The organism is Mucilaginibacter limnophilus, assembly GCF_004005815.1.
Lineage (GTDB): Bacteria > Bacteroidota > Bacteroidia > Sphingobacteriales > Sphingobacteriaceae > Mucilaginibacter > Mucilaginibacter limnophilus.
The window spans coordinates 335243-352480 of sequence record NZ_SACK01000002.1 but is presented as its reverse complement, the minus strand read 5'-3'; the positions used below and the strand labels follow the sequence as shown (position 1 = coordinate 352480).

The following is a 17238-nucleotide window of genomic DNA, read 5'->3' as shown; positions in this document are numbered from 1 at the left end:
GTGGCTACAGCACATGCTGGGCCAGTATGCGTTGCAGATCGTAAACATTTACCTGCTTGTTGAACTTTTTGCTTAAGCTTGGCTGTACCTCACCTGATATCCAGATACGCAGTTCGGCGTCAAGATCAAAGTGGCCGGAGGTTTGCACGCTGAATCTTGATATGCTTTTATAGGCAATTGACAAGTATTCAACCTTGCTGCCGGTTATACCCTGCTTATCAACCAGAATAAGGCGCTTGTTAGTGAAAATGAAAACATCACGTATCAGTTTAAAGCCTATCTCAATGTTTTCGCCTTCGGCTAACAGCATTGAGTATTCTTTTACCAGTTCATCAGGATTTGCCACACCGGCATTTCCCATTAAGCTTGAAAATAGTCCCATTAGTTTAGATTTTGACGAGACCAATATATAAAAAAACAGCCCCGTTTTGGCGGAGGCTGCTGATATTTTTTTGAGTATTGGTTAAACCTTTACACGCTAAACATAAGCGCCGTTGTGCGCTTGTCTTATTTACCTTATTACTTTGCTCTACATCACAATAATGCCATTACTCATTGTACATTGAAAGCATTATCTTAACATTAATATTTCCAGTGTCTTTCAATCTTTTTATGTAAATATTAGCACGTTCAGAATTAATCACTTTTAGTGCTTGAATACATTTTCTTAATGTCGGTTCCATTTCATCATCATACTTTCTATATAGGTCTGGCTCGGTAGCTATTCTGTATATAGGTTCTGTAAAAGCATCATTATTTAATTTGTCTAAAGAGATGTGAGCTACCAAATCCTCATGCTCATCGTGCCAGGTTGCAGTTAGTAGTTGCACTATAAGTTTTGTATAACTATCATCAATTCCGTCTCTATAGGCAATGTTTAAAGCGAAGTTTAGTTTGGCTACATCTTCATTATTTATTGCTTCATTTATAATATCATGTAGTTCTAATTTATACTGCTTCGTTGAATGAGTGAATCTATCAAAAAGGGAACTTAGTTTAGGACTTTTTTGTCCTAATTTCTGATATTCAGAATATAGCTTTTCAATATTGGGTTTGGCTACACCAACATTACCGAACAGGCTCGAAAATAATCCCATAAATAAATTGTTAGATGGCATGAATATATAAAAAAACAGCCCCCGTTTTGGCGGAGGCTGCTGATATTTTTCGGATTGTTAATATTAACTTTTTACACGTTCTGAATATGCGCCGGTAGCTGTATCAACCTTAACCTTGTCGCCAATGTTGATAAATAATGGTACGCGGATTTCGGCACCGGTTTCAACGGTAGCGCTTTTAAGCGCGTTGGTTGATGTATCACCTTTTACAGCAGGTTCGGTGTAGGTAATTTCAAGCTCAACAGATGACGGCACCTGTGCCATAATCGGCTCTTCACTTTCAAAGGCAACTATTACGTTCATACCTTCTTTCAGAAACCTTACCGCCGGGCCAAACAGTGCTTTAGGCACGTTGTGTTGCTCGTAAGTGGTGTTGTCCATAATCACCAGCGATTCGCCGTCTTCGTAAAGATACTGGTAATCGTTGGTTTCAACGCGGGCAATGCTTACCTCCTCGTCGGTACGGAAACGGTATTCAACCAGTTTGCCGGTTTTAACGTTACGCATACGCGCCTGGTAAAACGCGCGTAAGTTTCCCGGTGTACGGTGTAAAAATTCTTCTACCTGAAGAAGCTCACCATTAAAGCGTAATATATTGCCGTTTTTAACATCTGATGCCTTAGCCATAAAAATCTTTTTAGAGGCGCAAACTTAGGGAGTTATAGGGAAAGATGCAAATTGCCTTTAACACAACGGCATTATAATTACTTGATAATTAAGCGTAGTTTAGGGGTGTATTATTTGGTTTATTGAACCTTAACACATAAATGAAGAAACGGATACTCGAGCTTGATGCTTTTAGAGGAATAGCGGCTGTTATGGTGGTGTGCTTCCACTACGTTATGAACACCGAATTCGGCCATAGCATTTTTAAAGTAGGCGTAACGGGCGTCGATCTGTTTTACCTCATCAGCGGTTATGTGATCTTCATGACTGTAGAAGGCCGCGAAAACTGGAAAAACTTCATTGTTTCACGCTTCTCCAGGCTGTATCCTCCATTTTGGTCTGCTCTACTTTTTACTTCAGCACTGTATCTCATCTTCAAGAAAGACACGCTGACACCGGTGATGTTCATTGGTAACCTGACAATGATACCGCATATATTGGGTATTGAAGAGATTGATCATTCGTACTGGTCGCTGGCGGTAGAGGTGGTATTTTATGTGCTGATACTGATTGCCCTGCTAACCAAACAAATAAAGAACATCGAAAAATGGTCGGCTGTCGGGCTGGTTTTACTGGTGTTGTTTCACTTTGTATCGCCGCTGCTGCATGTTGAAGGCCTGCTGTTTAAAATTTCCTACCGGATAGAGTTTTTAAACCAGGCGCCGTTGTTTATAGCTGGGATCATCTTTTATAAAATGCATCACGAACGCCCTACGTTATATCGTCATCTGCTGGTACTTTGCAGCTTTGTACTCGCTTGTTTTATGCACCCCAAAGGCCGGGCGCTTCAGCATATATCATTTACCGAGCATACCATTATGCTGATGATATACTTCGCCATGTTTTACCTGTTTATTTATGGCTTGATAGGCTGGATAGCCAATACAGGAACTTTGTTTTTGGGTAAAATATCCTACTCGCTTTACCTGATACACCAGTATTTTTCACTGCGTATACTTATTCCTTCCCTCATGGATGCAGGTTTACCACACCTTCATGCCTGTATTGTATCGCTTTTAATTGTAATTATTACGGCGGCCGGTTTCGCTTACTTTATTGAGTATCCGCTGCACGATAAAATACGGGCGTACCTTAAACGCAACACCACGAAAGTATAATTACTTTTTATAATCGGCAATGCTTAGCCGGTGCTTGCAGAAGCTGTACTCGTGCTCCTGGTTAGAGCAAATGATTGTTAAACGGCCGGCTGCAAAACGCTCAATCAGGCTTAAGTACCAGTCAACGCCTTGCGTGTCTAAATTCGATGTCGGTTCATCAAGCATCAGCAGGGGTGTGTCGGCGCAAAAGGCAAGCGCAAGTTTTAGCCGTTGTTTCATGCCTGAGGAAAAATGCCTTACCGCTTTGTTCCTGCTTGCATGCATGTTCAGCAGATCAATCACCGCGGCTTTATCAATACCGGTTTTATAGGTTTTAAATCTGAAGTGAAAGTCAATTACTTCGGCTAAAGTAAAATCTTCTATAAGCTCAAGGTACGGCGCGGCAAGGCTAAGGTGCTGATACACCTGTTCAACCTCAAGTGTAATACCATTAAGCTGGTAACTAAGCTTTCCTGCTGAAGGTGCAAGGCTGCCGTTGAGCACCTGTAAAAGTGTAGATTTTCCCGACCCGTTAGGACCTAAGATTGCGTAGCTTTCGCCTGAAATAAATATGTGATCAACCCCCCTGAATATCCAGTCGCGGTTAAAGCGGCGGCCTATATTTTCGAGGGTGATTGTCATTTGTCTGAACCTGAATTTAAGGAATTAGTGAATTTACAGAATAAAAGAACATGAACTCATAGAATAATAAATTGAACTTTATATAATTCAGCACATTCTTAAATCCTATAAATCCGAGTTCAGACAAAGATTATATCCCAAATCCCTTCATAATGCCGCGCTGCGAGTTTTGGACAAAGTTAATGATCTCATCACGCTCAACGGTGGGGTTAAATTCTGCTTCAATGATATCCAATGCCTTACTTACGTTGTACTTTTTAAGGAAGATAATGCGGTAAATCTCTTGTATCTCGTTAATGGTTTCGGCAGGGAAACCACGACGGCGCAGGCCAACCGAGTTTATTCCAATATACGACAATGGCTCACGACCGGCCTTGGTATAAGGCGGCACGTCTTTACGCACTAATGATCCGCCTGATATCATGCTGTGTGCGCCAATTTCAACAAACTGGTGCACGGCCGATGTACCACCGATAAATGCATAATCATACACATTAATGTGCCCCGCTAATTGTACTGAGTTGGCTATGATCACATTATCACCGATGATACAATCGTGCGCTACATGCACATAAGCCATCAGCAGACAGTTGCTGCCAATGGTTGTGGTATTTTTATCGAGCGCGGTACCACGGTTAAGGGTTACGCATTCGCGGATAACCGTGTTATCGCCAATGGTAACGGTGCTTGGCTCGCCTTTATACTTTAAATCCTGCGGCGGAGCAGATACAACAGCACCCGGAAATATCCGGCAGTTTTTACCGATGCGCGCGCCATCCATTATCACGCTGTTTGAGCCCACCCACGAGCCTTCGCCTATCTCCACATCTTTGTGAATGGTCACAAAAGGTTCAATCACCACGTTATCGGCAATGCGTGCCTGCGGGTGTATATATGCCAAAGGCTGTATCATTATTCGTCTTTGTTTTTTGTTTTTACTATCTGGGCCATAAGTTCGGCCTCAACTACCACACGCTCACCAACCATACCCACACCACGCATTTGCGCGATACCACGGCGGATAGGCGATATCAAATCGCAACGGAAAATCACGGTGTCGCCCGGGGTAACAGGCGCTTTGAAGCGCGCGTTCTCAATTTTCAGGAAAAGGGTAATATAATTCTCGGGGTCAGGAACAGTGTTCAACACCAAAATGCCGCCTGTTTGTGCCATAGCTTCTATCTGCAATACGCCCGGAAATAAAGGCGCGCCGGGAAAATGGCCCATAAACAGATCTTCGTTCATGGTAACGTTCTTTAGCCCTACCACATGTGTTTTGGTAAGCTCAAGGATCTTATCAACCATCAGGAACGGTTGCCTGTGAGGAAGTATGTTCATGATCTGCACGGTATCATAAACCGGCTTCATGTTCGGATCATACACCTTCAGGTGTTTGCGGCTGCGTTCTTTTTTTATAAGGGCTTTTATTTTTTTTCCGAAAGCGATATTAGCGGCGTGGCCAGGCCGTGCTGCCATAATGTGCCCTTTCAGGGGAACGCCTACCAATGCCAAATCGCCAATCATGTCGAGCAGTTTGTGGCGTGCAGGCTCGTTCTGGTAACGCAGCTCGATATTATTTAAAATGCCCTGCGGCGCTACATCAATGTCTTTGCGGTTAAACAGTTTGGCTAAATGCGCCAGTTCATCACTATCAACCTCTTTATCAACTACTACAATGGCGTTGTTTAAATCCCCGCCTTTTATAAGATCGTGCTTCAGCAGCATTTCCAGCTCGTGCAAAAAGCAAAAAGTACGGCACGACGCGATTTCTTTGGTAAACTCGGTTATGGTTGATATGCTGGCATGCTGACTGCCCAATACATCGCTATTGTAATCAACCATACAGGTAAAACGGTAATCGTCGAGCGGCATGGCCACCATCTCCACTTTGCGGTCTTCCTCGGTATAGTGAATGTTATGTGTAATATGATAGTATTCCCTGTCTGCTTCCTGCTCAACAAAGCCGTTTTTGGTTAAAGCGTCAACAAACTGTATCGAGCTGCCGTCCATAATAGGTATTTCAGGGCCATCAAGGTCTATCAGCACGTTATCTACCTCAAGGCCAACCAATGCCGCCAGCACGTGTTCAACGGTGCTAACGCTGGCGCCGTTCTGTGTAATGGTAGTACCGCGTGAAGTATCGGTTACATTATCAACATCGGCATCAATAACAGGCTGCCCCTCAATATCAACCCTTCTGAATTTATACCCGTGGTTTTCGGCCGCAGGATTGAAGGTCATGGTTACGCTTTTTCCGGTGTGCAAGCCAGTGCCTGATACTGATACAGGCGCTTTAATAGTTCGTTGTTTTACGTTCATATAGTTATAAACATCAACTGCATTATTGGTTATTGCTATGCAGTTGCGCAATTATTTTTTCAAGTTCGGTTATTCGTTTCTCCAAATCGGGCAAACGCCGGATATTAACGTGGGCCCTAAGATAATCCTTTAACGGCAAATGTGGTGAACCACCCCACTGTTTATCAGCTTCTTTAACTGAGTGGTTTACCCCGGTTTGTGCCGAGAACTGGCTACCATCGGCAATGGTTAAATGCCCAGCAAGACCTACCTGGCCGCCTATTACAGCACGTTCACCCACTTTGGTACTGCCTGCTATGCCTGCCTGCCCGGCTATTACAGTATTTTTGCCTACTTCGGCATTATGCGCTATCTGCACCAGGTTATCAATTTTTACCCCCTTACCGATAACAGTCGAACCCATTGTAGCGCGATCAATAGCAGTATTGGCGCCTATCTCCACATCATCCTCAACAATCACATTGCCTATCTGGCTGATTTTTTTGTACGAGCCATCAGGATTCGGTGCGAAACCAAAGCCATCACTGCCAATAACCGCCCCCGAGTGGATGATTGCATTATTACCAATCACACAATCAAAATAAACTTTTACACCTGAAAATAACGTAGTGTTACTGCCGACGGTAACATTGTCGGCAAGATAAGTATTTGGGTATATTTTGGTGTTGTCGCCAACTTTGGCATTGGGGCCGATGTAAGCAAAAGCGCCTATGTAAACATTTTTGCCAATAGTAGCGGTGGGGTGTATAAAGCTTGGTTCTTCTATTCCTGATTTATTAAGCTTGAGAGTGTTATATTGCTCCAATAGTATTGAAAATGCACTGTAAGCATTTTCAACACGAATCAGGGTAGCTTTAACCGGTGCGGTAAGTACAAGGTCATTATTTACAATAACCGCCGAAGCATTGGTTGTGTATAAAAACTGCTCGTATTTAGGATTAGCCAGAAAGGATAATGCGCCCGGACCGGCCTCTTCTATTTTAGCCAGTTTATCAACCGCTACCATAGCATCACCCTCTACTGTTCCGTTTAATAACGCGCTTATTTGCTGGGCGGTAAATTGCATCGTGCAAAGTTATATGTTAATATTAAAGCAACAAATTATACACAAATCCATATCAGGCTAAAAATTTAGGGTAGCAAGTGATAAACTTTTTAACCGTTTTGGCTAACGCCGCAAGGCTTGCGCTGTCGCTTGCATCTGTAATATCCTTAATTGTATTGTCCTTCATCAGTATGCGGATGTTGGTATCATCCACTTTATAGGCATTATTTAATATGGTATCTGTAAATACAAAATAACGTGCCAGCTCAATATCTATTTTATAATAGTCGGCTGCTTTTGCAAGCAATGAAGTAACCAAGTCTGCATTTGGCGGCAGTGCTGTAATTTCTACATGCAGCAAATTACGGTAAACCAAATTGCGGCATAACGTCGATAAAACCACATCATCGCAATCAACCCAAATCTTTATGGCCGACATAATGTCTGTATCGTCAAGCTTGGTGAAAATATTTAAATGCTCCGGGTTATGTATAAAATCTTCACGGCTGATAGTATTGTACAGAAAGTGGCAAAGCGGAGGGCTGCAGAAAAGTTCCTTCCCGGCCAGCGCCAGTTCACGTGAGCGTACCAATATTTTTGCCAGCACCTGCTCTGCCGCTATGCCGGTTTTATGCAGGTACACCTGCCAGTACATCAGCCTACGTGCTATCAAAAATTTCTCTACCGAATAAATGCCTTTTTCTTCAACCACTATTTGATCGTCAATAATATTCAGCATTTTGATAATACGGTCTGACCCTACAATACCTTCAGTCACCCCGGTAAAAAAGCTATCACGGTTTAGGTAATCAAGCCTGTCCATATCCAGCTGACCGCTTACCAACTGATGCAAAAAGCGCCGTGGGTAAGTATCATTAAATATATTGATAGCCATGCTTAGCCTGCCCTGGAATTCCTCGTTCAATTTTTCCATTAGCAAGGATGATATATCCTCGTGGCTAACGCCAGTTACAATGGTATGCTCAAGCGCGTGCGAGAATGGGCCATGGCCAACATCATGCAGTAAAATGGCAATAGTAACAGCTTCTTCCTCTTCTTCGCTTATTTGGTGCCCCTTGTTGCGCAAAGTTTCAATAGCCAGGCTCATAAGGTGCATGGCACCCAGCGCATGATAAAAACGAGTATGCAACGCACCGGGGTACACCAAATGTGTCATACCGGTTTGTTTGATGTGGCGAAGACGCTGAAAGTAACGGTGTTCTATCAGGTTAAATATCAACCCGTCGGGTATGCTGATGAAGCCGTAAACAGGGTCGTTTATAATTTTCTTTTTATTCAAGGCAGATGTAAAAACAGTGCAAAGGTGTTAAATAAGCGCAACTAAAATATCCTATAATTGTTATTTTTTGTTAATCGTTATTAAATACAGCAACAAAAAGCGTTGCTTTGAGTTATAAGGCAACTAAAAATATTACAATTATGCAGGAAACGACAATTTTATGGGCCGATGATGAGATAGATCTTTTGAAACCGCACGTGCTTTTTTTGAACGAAAAAGGCTACAAAGTTACTACCGTAACCAGCGGTAACGATGCGGTTGAAAAGTTTAAGAATGGCTATTTCGATCTTGTTTTCCTGGATGAAAATATGCCGGGATTAACCGGCCTTGAAACGCTTTCGCAAATCAAGAATTTGAATAACGATGTGCCAATCGTTTTGATCACCAAAAGTGAGGAAGAGTATTTAATGGAAGACGCCATCGGCTCAAAGATTGACGACTACCTGATTAAGCCGGTACACCCCAAACAGATCCTGCTTACTATAAAAAAACTTACCGAGAACAAACGCCTGGTTACCGAAAAAACCACTATGGCGTACCAGCAGGATTTTCGTAATTTAGGTATGACATTGAACGACAACCTTGATTATAAAGAATGGATTGACGTTTATAAAAAGCTTATTTACTGGGAGCTTGAGCTTGAAAAACTGGAAGACGCCGGCATGCACGAGATACTTACCCTGCAAAAATCTGAAGCCAATACACAGTTTTGTAAGTTCATAGAGAAAAATTATCTCAACTGGGTTAAAAACCCGGATGATGCGCCTATCATTTCCCCTCAGTTATTTAAAAAGAAAGTGTTCCCTAAACTTGAGGATAACAATAAACCGCTGTTTTTTATACTGATTGATAACTTGCGTTATGATCAGTTTCGCATTATTAACCCAATTATCTCTGAATATTTCCGTTTAGAAGAAGAAGATATTTATTACAGCATTTTGCCAACGGCTACCCAGTATGCGCGTAATGCTATATTTTCGGGACTGATGCCGCTTGACATGGAAAAACGATTCCCGGATAAATGGCAGAATGATGAGGACGAAGGAGGTAAAAACCTTTTTGAAGAAGATTTCCTGGCAGATAATATTAAGCGCAGCCTGCGCAAAGAATGCAAATTCTCGTACAATAAAATATTAAATATTGACGAGGGAAGGGCGTTGAACGAGTCGATTAATAATCTGATGAATAACGACCTAAACGTGGTGGTGTACAACTTTGTTGATATGCTCTCGCACGCGCGTACCGATATGCAGATGATACGCGAACTGGCCAGTGATGATGCGGCATACCGCTCGTTAACCCTTTCATGGTTTGAGCACTCACCGCTATTGGATCTTTTAAAATTCCTTTCACAAAAACAGGTACGTGTTATTATTACTACTGATCACGGCACCATAAAGGTTAAAAACCCCAGCAAGATCATTGGCGACCGTAATACCAACACTAACCTGCGTTACAAGCAAGGACGTAACCTTAATTTCAACCCTAAAGAAGTATTTCACATACGCAACCCGCACGATGCCATGCTGCCCAAGCTGCATGTGAGCTCAAGCTTTGTATTCGCCAAAAACGACGAGTATTTTGTATACCCTAATAATTACAACCATTTTGTGAATTTTTATAACGAAACCTTCCAGCACGGCGGCATCTCATTAGAGGAAATGATAATCCCTATAGTAACCTACGGGCCAAAATAAATTTAGTATATTTTCTTAATTTTGAATTTATAACCCGCATGTAATTGCGAGGAACGAAGCAATCTCTACATATGCAAATCGGCATGAAAAGTTAAGAGATTGCTTCGTTCCTCGCAATGACGCTTTAATATATAACAGTGTTTTTAGTCAACTCTCTTTCTCAACTTCCGGATACCGCCCGCCAAATACTTACCCATGCAGGCAGTAACAAAATATTTGTTTTTTACGGGGATATGGGAGCCGGTAAAACCACGTTGATAAAAGAGCTATGCGCCACGCTTGGTGTTCAAGAGGCGGTTACCAGCCCGACATTTTCTATTGTCAATGAATACATTATAACAGGCGGCAAAATATATCATTTTGATTTTTACCGCTTAAAAACCGAATCCGAAGCTTTGGATATGGGTTATGAGGAATATTTTTATTCGGATAACTACTGCTTCATCGAGTGGCCGGAAAAAATACCAAACCTGTTGCCTGAAAACTTTACACGCATAAGCATACAGGTAACAGGTGCAGATAGCCGTGAGATAACCGTTGAGAACATTAGCTGAAATTGCTAAAAATATTCGCAATATTCTTTATATCCGACTAAAAGTCCGTAATATCGTAGCGTAAAATCTGCGAACAAATTGGCCAAAACCAAAATAGCATACTTCTGTCAAAGTTGTGGTTACGAGTCGCCTAAATGGCTGGGCAAGTGCCCATCTTGCGGGCAATGGAATACCTTTGCTGAAGAAATCATTGAAAAAGCAAATACTTCGGTACCCGACTGGAAGGCTCCTTCAACCAGCTTGCAGCGCTCAAACAAACCTGTAAAAGTTGCTGACATTACCTTTAAAGAAGAACACCGCCTGCTTACTCCTGATAAAGAATTTAACCGTGTACTTGGCGGCGGAATAGTGGCCGGTTCGCTGGTGTTAATAGGCGGTGAGCCGGGCATAGGCAAATCAACCCTGATGCTGCAGCTGGCCTTGAATATGCCAAATTTGAAAGTACTGTATGTATCGGGCGAGGAAAGCGAGCACCAGATAAAGATGAGAGCAGAACGGTTGCAGGCAACCGAGAGTCAAGAATTAAGAGGCAAGAATCAAAAAAATAAATTCGAAATTGAAAATTCGACATCCGAAATCAGCCAGGCTTTCATTCTTACAGAAACATCAACCCAAAACATATTTAAGCAGATAGAACAGCTTGAGCCTGATTTAGTGGTCATCGACTCTATACAAACACTGCATTCATCACATATTGAATCAACACCGGGCAGCGTGTCGCAAGTGCGTGAGTGTACTGCCGAGCTGCTTCGCTTTGCTAAAGAAACATCAACTCCTGTATTTTTAATAGGGCATATCACTAAGGACGGTACCATAGCCGGCCCAAAAATATTGGAGCACATGGTTGACACTGTACTGCAGTTTGAAGGGGACAGGCACCATGTATACCGGATTCTGCGCGCGGTGAAAAATCGTTTCGGTTCGGCATCCGAGTTGGGCATATATGAAATGCTGGGTGAAGGTTTGCGTGAAGTATCAAACCCATCGGAAATTTTACTATCTCAACGCGATGAACCGTTAAGTGGCATCACCATATCGGCTACGCTTGAGGGTATGCGCCCAATGTTGATTGAAACGCAGGCATTAGTGAGCACATCGGCTTACGGCACACCTCAGCGCACTGCTACAGGGTTTGACACACGCCGTATGAATATGCTGCTTGCAGTGCTTGAAAAACGCTGTGGTTTCCGCCTTGGAACTAAGGACGTGTTCCTGAACATTACAGGTGGAATACGTGTAGAAGATCCGGCTATAGACCTTGGTTTAGCCGCAGCAATTATTTCTTCGCATGAAGATATTCCCATTTCATCCAAAACATGTTTTGCAGGTGAGATAGGTCTTTCTGGTGAGATACGTGCCGTTAACCGTGTTGAACAACGCATTGCCGAAGCACAAAAACTGGGTTTTGAGCAAATATTTATCTCTAAATACAATCTGCCTAAGGCTGATGATAAAAAGCGGATAGACCTGTCGCGCTACAGCATTGATGTAAAGGTTGTGGGTAACATAGAAGAGGTGTTTGGGTTGTTATTCGGTTAACAAATGTTAGCAAATATACGTTAGGCGAAAAATTTACGTTGTTTTAGGTAACAACTATTTGCCTGACATGAAACAATTTTTACTAAGCGCCTTGCTTGCTGCTTCCGTTTGCATACCTTCGGGCATTGCGCAGCCTGCTAAAAAAGCATCAAGTCCCTCATCAAAAACATTATACAGCACCATTATGGCTATGGATAAGCAGGTTTTTGACGCCTACAACAATTGCGACCTAAAAAAATTTGACGATTACTTTACCCGGGACGTTGAGTTTTTTCACGACCGCACAGGCCGTACCGAATCACGCCATGATTTAATGAAGACTATGAAATCGTTATGCGAAAGCGGCGGTATGCGCCGTGTACTTGTGAGCGCTAAAGTGTACCCGCTTGATTTTTACGGGGCGCTTGAAATAGGCACCCATCGATTTTATAAAATTGTAAACGGCAAAAAACAAGCTGCCGGCTCCGCCAAATTTATTAATGTTTGGAAACACGACGACGACAAATGGCAGATAGCCCGTGTTATCAGCTATGATCATGATTAAAACCAAGCGAAAAACCTGTTGTTATAGTATCATGACCCGCTTGCGCTTTTTAATTGTATTGATCAGTATGTTTTTTACAGCCGAGGCGTTTGCACAGCAACCTTTGCCACACGGAATGATTTTCGGCACCAAACCCGATACCGCAGGCGCTATGGATGCGTCGCGGCTTAGAGGATACATGGATAAAAAGAAGCGCATAACCACGGCAATCAAAGGCAAGGTTTTAAAAGTAAATGCCGAGAAGGGCGGCTGGTTTGAAATAGACGCCGGGAAAAACCAACCTGTAGCGGCTCATTTTAAAGATTTTAACGTTGTGCTACCTGCCGAAATAAAAGGACGCACTGTAATTGTAAATGGTGTTGCCGTACGTAGTTTTTTGGCTGATGACAATCAGCACTTCGCCGGCGATACGGTAAGTTATAAAGCCGATGCCAAGCTTAGGCGGAGAATAAGCTTTGAGGTTAAAGGGCTGATGGTTTATCAATAAAAAAGGCCGCCCTAAGGCAGCCTTTTTCTGATGTCTTGTTACATGTATTTGTAAGCAATCCCTTTTTTGATGTTTTGGTCGCCGCCCAGGTTGTTTTCTGTGTACTCAATCTTGGTTTGGTCAGTTATCAATACAAACGGACAGCCTTTTTTAGCGGCATCTTCTTTCAATTTTTTCTCAGCCTTTCTGTCGCCAGCGTCAGGTGTATTGAAGTTGATCGCGCTTGTTTTACCACGTACATCGCTGCTTTTTACCAATCCGGCAATTTGGCTTTTGTCTTCAAGTACAACTACCTTTTCCCAGTCGTCTTTACCGTTTACTACTATTTTATCTGTTATTTTTTCGGTGCGCTCACTTTTACTGTACACAATCTTTTCAACAGCGTACTTGCTTACAGTTTGCTCAGCGTCCTCATTGGCATATTTGAATATAACAGTATATTCAGCTACCCGTATCACGCTGCCTTCAACAACCTCTCCCGAGTGTTTATAAATTTTGTCGTTTTGCGCGTTCGCGCTGATGAACGCCCCAGCTATAAATGTTAAGATTAGGATAAGTTTTTTCATTCTTTTAAGTAATTTCCTATATGACTATACTTAGAAAGGATGGTTTATGCTACATCTAACAAAAATAATTTTAACCGAATGTAGGTTCGGTAAACGTGGCATTATTGTTATAAGGTTGCTGAAACAGCTCTCGCAGTTTTTCAGCAATCTCATCACGTGTAATGTTTGCCGAGGTACGTTTACACTCGTGATGATGCTCACGTGAAATCTTCTCTGCCAGTTGCCCCAAAGTTTTAACAGGCAGGTTTGACGAAGATTTACCTATCGCTTTGCCTTTTACCAGGCTTATTAAGTTTGATAATACCTTTTGTTTTTCCTTTTTGCGGCGAAGGCCAAGTTCGGCTTCAACAGTAGCCACAATGTTTAGAGCCTCTTCGCGTGGTAGCAGGTCTTTTAAACATGTTTTTGTGGTAATGGCTTCGCGTTGCGTGCCGGTGGTACAGGTAATAGCGCTGCGCAGTTTGTAAAAGGCCTGCTGTGCGGTGCAGCTTTCGGCGGTATGCTGCTGTTTAACCTTGTCCTGAATGATATCACATAATTGACTAAAGTTCTTTACACCCTTTAGCTCATAAATCTCGAAGCGCAGCGAAAAAGCCTTGCTTACTTTATGCACTATCGATCCGATATTCTCAGGATCAATAGTGTTAAGCAAAAATTTCTTGTTATTCATTAACTAATGCACAAATCCAACATATATCAATGTTTACTTGCTTAAGTACATTGACTTTTCTTTATACAGGTGCCTGAAATACGGGTCCTGTAAGTTTGGTATAAAGCGGATGGCTTCGCCTGTTGATTTCATCTCAGGGCCAAGCTCTTTAGCCACCTCAGGGAATTTATCATATGAAAACACAGGCTCTTTTATAGCAAAACCTTTTGGTTTCCGTACAATATTGAAGTCTTTTAGTTTATTTACACCCAGCATCACTTTAGCCGCAATGTTGATGTAAGGCACATCATATGCTTTGGCGATGAAAGGAACCGTACGTGAAGCGCGGGGGTTGGCTTCAATTACATATACCTTTTCGTCTTTAATGGCAAACTGTATGTTAAGCAAACCACGCACATTTAACGCTGTGGCTATCTTCTTAGTGTAAGTTTCCATTTGCTGTATCACGTTGTCCGACAGGTCGAACGGAGGCAATACCGCGTATGAGTCACCCGAGTGAATACCGGCAGGCTCAATATGTTCCATCAAACCAACAATGTGCACGTCTTCACCATCGCTTATCGAGTCTGATTCCGCTTCTGACGCACGGTCAAGGAAGTGGTCAATCAGCACACGGTTGCCAGGCAGGTTTTTTAGGAGGCTTACCACGGCTTTTTCAAGATCCTCATCATTGATAACAATGCTCATGCCTTGTCCGCCTAATACATAGCTTGGGCGAACCAGTACCGGATAACCTACATGGTGTGCAACTTCAAGTGCTTCTTCAGCGCTTTCAGCAACGCCATATTTAGGGTATGGAATGTCAAGGTCTTTCAGCAGATCAGAGAAACGGCCGCGGTCTTCAGCAATATCCATATCAGGGAATGATGTGCCGATGATGCGGATGCCGTGCTCATGCAGTTTTTCAGCCATTTTAAGCGCGGTTTGACCACCTAACTGAACGATAACGCCATAAGGCTGCTCAAGCTCGATAATCTCGCGTACGTGCTCCCAGAATACCGGCTCAAAGTACAACTTATCGGCCATGTTGAAGTCGGTTGACACGGTTTCAGGGTTACAGTTCACCATAATGGCTTCAAAACCCGATTCCTTAGCGGCAAGCAAACCATGCACGCAGCTGTAATCGAATTCGATACCCTGACCTATACGGTTAGGGCCTGAACCCAGTACCAGGATTTTTTTCTTATCTGAAACTACCGACTCGTTCTCACCCTCGTAAGTTGAGTAGTAGTATGGAGTTTTTGCAGGGAACTCGGCAGCGCAGGTATCTACCATTTTGTACACACGGCGTATGCCCAACTCTTTCCGACGCTTATAAACGTCCTCTTCGGTTACATTACCCAGTATAAAGGCTATCTGTACGTCTGAGAAGCCTTTTTGCTTCAGCGTGTAAAAGAAATCTTCAGGAATATTGTTAAGTGAATAACGGCGAAGCTCGTTCTCCAGATTCACCACATCCTGTATCTGGTTCAGGAACCAGCGGTCGATTTTGGTAACTTTACGTACCGATTCAATTGGCACGCCAAGGCTTAAAGCATCATATAAATGGAACAGCCTGTCCCAACTTGGGTGTTCAAGGCTGTACATAATTTCATCAAGGTTACGGCTTTGGCGACCGTCGGCACCTAAACCTGCACGACCGATCTCAAGGCTCTGGCAGGCTTTCTGCAGGGCTTCGATAAACGTACGGCCGATACCCATTACCTCGCCTACCGATTTCATTTGAAGGCCCAGCTCTTTGTTGGCGCCTTTAAATTTATCAAAGTTCCAGCGAGGGATCTTTACGATCACATAATCCAGTGTAGGCTCAAAATATGCCGATGTGGTTTTGGTGATCTGGTTCTCAATCTCATCAAGATTATACCCTATGGCCAGTTTCGCGGCAATTTTGGCGATAGGATAACCTGTTGCTTTTGATGCCAGCGCTGATGAGCGCGATACCCTTGGATTAATCTCGATAGCGATGATCTCTTCGTTAGCCGGGTTAACCGAGAACTGTACGTTACAGCCACCTGCGAAGTTGCCAATGGCGCGCATCATTTTGATGGCCTGGTTACGCATTTCCTGGTAGCAGCGGTCGCTAAGCGTCATGGCAGGGGCCACGGTTATCGAGTCGCCGGTGTGAATGCCCATCGGGTCGAAGTTCTCGATAGAGCAAATAATAATCACATTGTCGCGGTTATCGCGAAGCAACTCCAATTCGTATTCTTTCCAGCCTAAAACAGCCTGCTCAACCAGTACCTCGTGGGTAGGTGAAGCCTGCAGTCCACGGCTTAAAGCTGCGTCAAACTCTTCTTTTTTATGTACGAAACCCGCGCCTTTACCACCCAGTGTATAGCTTGGACGGATTACCAGCGGAAAGCCTATTTGCTGCGCGGCTTCTTTACCTTCCAAAAACGAGTTGGCAATTTTTGAAGTTGCCACACCAACGCCGATATCAACCATTAACTGGCGGAAGGCCTCGCGGTTCTCGGTTTTTTCTATCGCGGCAATATCAACACCAATAATTTTAACGCCGTATTTTTTCCAAATGCCTTGTTCGTCGGCATTGATACACAGGTTTAACGCGGTTTGGCCGCCCATTGTAGGTAGCACAGCGTCAATTTGTTGTTCCTGTAGTATTTGTTCAATGCTTTCGGTGGTAAGTGGTAACAGGTAAACGTTATCAGCAATAACCTTATCCGTCATAATAGTGGCGGGGTTACTGTTGATAATGGTTACCGAAATGCCTTCATCTTTAAGCGAAAGCGCTGCCTGCGAACCTGAATAATCAAACTCGCAAGCCTGGCCTATAATGATAGGACCCGAACCGATAATTAGTACTGATTTTATGGAAGTATTTTTGGGCATAGGGCGTTTAATTCAAAACACTTTAGTGGTAAAAAATAAAACTTAAAAAGTTTTTCCTATGCGCTGAAAGCGAGGCTCAAAACCCGACATCAGCGTCGGGGTGCAAAGATAGAATTTATAAAGATAAATTGAGATTAAAAAATG

The 17238-nt window shown here is 43.1% G+C and carries 17 protein-coding genes; 6 read left to right on the top strand and 11 right to left on the bottom strand.

Annotated features, from left to right (window positions below; all coding sequences use genetic code 11):
• Positions 1 to 4 precede the first annotated feature (4 nt).
• The 3 genes from EOD41_RS05950 to efp form a co-directional block, all read right to left on the bottom strand.
• Entirely contained in the window at positions 5 to 382 is a 378-nt protein-coding gene (locus tag EOD41_RS05950) for a PH domain-containing protein (protein WP_127703883.1), read from the bottom strand.
• Between the two features lie 166 nt (positions 383 to 548).
• Positions 549 to 1097 carry a hypothetical protein gene (locus EOD41_RS05945; RefSeq protein WP_127703882.1) on the bottom strand — a complete coding sequence of 183 codons (549 nt, stop codon included), beginning with the start codon at positions 1095 to 1097 and terminating at the stop codon, positions 549 to 551.
• An 84-nt stretch (positions 1098 to 1181) separates the two neighbouring features.
• Complete coding sequence (efp, locus tag EOD41_RS05940; protein WP_127703881.1) at positions 1182 to 1745, bottom strand: elongation factor P; 564 nt, start codon at positions 1743 to 1745, stop codon at positions 1182 to 1184.
• A 140-nt stretch (positions 1746 to 1885) separates the two neighbouring features.
• Between efp and EOD41_RS05935 the strand changes: the two genes are divergently transcribed.
• Positions 1886 to 2902 carry an acyltransferase family protein gene (locus EOD41_RS05935; RefSeq protein ID WP_127703880.1) on the top strand — a complete coding sequence of 339 codons (1017 nt, stop codon included), beginning with the start codon at positions 1886 to 1888 and terminating at the stop codon, positions 2900 to 2902.
• Here EOD41_RS05935 and EOD41_RS05930 read toward each other — a convergent pair whose 3' ends face one another.
• The 5 genes from EOD41_RS05930 to EOD41_RS05910 all read right to left on the bottom strand — a co-directional run bounded on the left by EOD41_RS05930 (position 2903) and on the right by EOD41_RS05910 (position 8187).
• The gene (locus EOD41_RS05930; protein ID WP_127703879.1) at positions 2903 to 3523 is read right to left on the bottom strand and encodes an ABC transporter ATP-binding protein; all 621 of its coding nucleotides are present in this window, start codon (positions 3521 to 3523) and stop codon (positions 2903 to 2905) included. It abuts the gene before it with no gap.
• A 130-nt stretch (positions 3524 to 3653) separates the two neighbouring features.
• Positions 3654 to 4436 carry an acyl-ACP--UDP-N-acetylglucosamine O-acyltransferase gene (lpxA, locus tag EOD41_RS05925; protein ID WP_127703878.1) on the bottom strand — a complete coding sequence of 261 codons (783 nt, stop codon included), beginning with the start codon at positions 4434 to 4436 and terminating at the stop codon, positions 3654 to 3656.
• A complete protein-coding gene (locus EOD41_RS05920) occupies positions 4436 to 5842 on the bottom strand; it encodes a bifunctional UDP-3-O-[3-hydroxymyristoyl] N-acetylglucosamine deacetylase/3-hydroxyacyl-ACP dehydratase (protein WP_127703877.1) in 1407 nt (468 codons plus the stop codon). The genes lpxA and EOD41_RS05920 overlap by 1 nt, the downstream gene beginning before the upstream one ends.
• A 22-nt stretch (positions 5843 to 5864) precedes the next feature.
• Entirely contained in the window at positions 5865 to 6908 is a 1044-nt protein-coding gene (lpxD, locus tag EOD41_RS05915; protein WP_127703876.1) for a UDP-3-O-(3-hydroxymyristoyl)glucosamine N-acyltransferase, read from the bottom strand.
• A gap of 52 nt (positions 6909 to 6960) precedes the next feature.
• The gene (locus EOD41_RS05910; RefSeq protein ID WP_127703875.1) at positions 6961 to 8187 is read right to left on the bottom strand and encodes an HD domain-containing protein; all 1227 of its coding nucleotides are present in this window, start codon (positions 8185 to 8187) and stop codon (positions 6961 to 6963) included.
• Between the two features lie 140 nt (positions 8188 to 8327).
• Between EOD41_RS05910 and porX the strand changes: the two genes are divergently transcribed.
• The 5 genes from porX to EOD41_RS05885 all read left to right on the top strand — a co-directional run bounded on the left by porX (position 8328) and on the right by EOD41_RS05885 (position 13008).
• Positions 8328 to 9884, top strand: a complete 1557-nt coding sequence (porX, locus tag EOD41_RS05905; RefSeq protein WP_127703874.1) for a T9SS response regulator signal transducer PorX — start codon at positions 8328 to 8330, stop codon at positions 9882 to 9884.
• 137 nt (positions 9885 to 10021) lie between these two features.
• Positions 10022 to 10438 (top strand): tRNA (adenosine(37)-N6)-threonylcarbamoyltransferase complex ATPase subunit type 1 TsaE, encoded by a 417-nt coding sequence (gene tsaE, locus EOD41_RS05900; protein ID WP_127703873.1) that lies wholly within the window; start codon positions 10022 to 10024, stop codon positions 10436 to 10438.
• A gap of 78 nt (positions 10439 to 10516) precedes the next feature.
• Entirely contained in the window at positions 10517 to 11977 is a 1461-nt protein-coding gene (radA, locus tag EOD41_RS05895; RefSeq protein ID WP_127703872.1) for a DNA repair protein RadA, read from the top strand.
• A gap of 67 nt (positions 11978 to 12044) precedes the next feature.
• The gene (locus EOD41_RS05890; RefSeq protein ID WP_127703871.1) at positions 12045 to 12521 is read left to right on the top strand and encodes a nuclear transport factor 2 family protein; all 477 of its coding nucleotides are present in this window, start codon (positions 12045 to 12047) and stop codon (positions 12519 to 12521) included.
• A gap of 31 nt (positions 12522 to 12552) precedes the next feature.
• Positions 12553 to 13008 (top strand): DUF4920 domain-containing protein, encoded by a 456-nt coding sequence (locus EOD41_RS05885; RefSeq protein ID WP_164849892.1) that lies wholly within the window; start codon positions 12553 to 12555, stop codon positions 13006 to 13008.
• Positions 13009 to 13046: 38 nt separating this feature from the next.
• Here the strand turns inward: EOD41_RS05885 and EOD41_RS05880 are convergent, their stop codons facing one another.
• From EOD41_RS05880 to carB, 3 genes are all read right to left on the bottom strand, one after another.
• Positions 13047 to 13574 carry a hypothetical protein gene (locus EOD41_RS05880; RefSeq protein WP_127703869.1) on the bottom strand — a complete coding sequence of 176 codons (528 nt, stop codon included), beginning with the start codon at positions 13572 to 13574 and terminating at the stop codon, positions 13047 to 13049.
• 70 nt (positions 13575 to 13644) lie between these two features.
• Complete coding sequence (locus tag EOD41_RS05875) at positions 13645 to 14244, bottom strand: hypothetical protein (protein WP_127703868.1); 600 nt, start codon at positions 14242 to 14244, stop codon at positions 13645 to 13647.
• A gap of 33 nt (positions 14245 to 14277) precedes the next feature.
• Positions 14278 to 17094 carry a carbamoyl-phosphate synthase large subunit gene (gene carB / locus EOD41_RS05870; protein ID WP_127703867.1) on the bottom strand — a complete coding sequence of 939 codons (2817 nt, stop codon included), beginning with the start codon at positions 17092 to 17094 and terminating at the stop codon, positions 14278 to 14280.
• Positions 17095 to 17238: the final 144 nt, after the last annotated feature.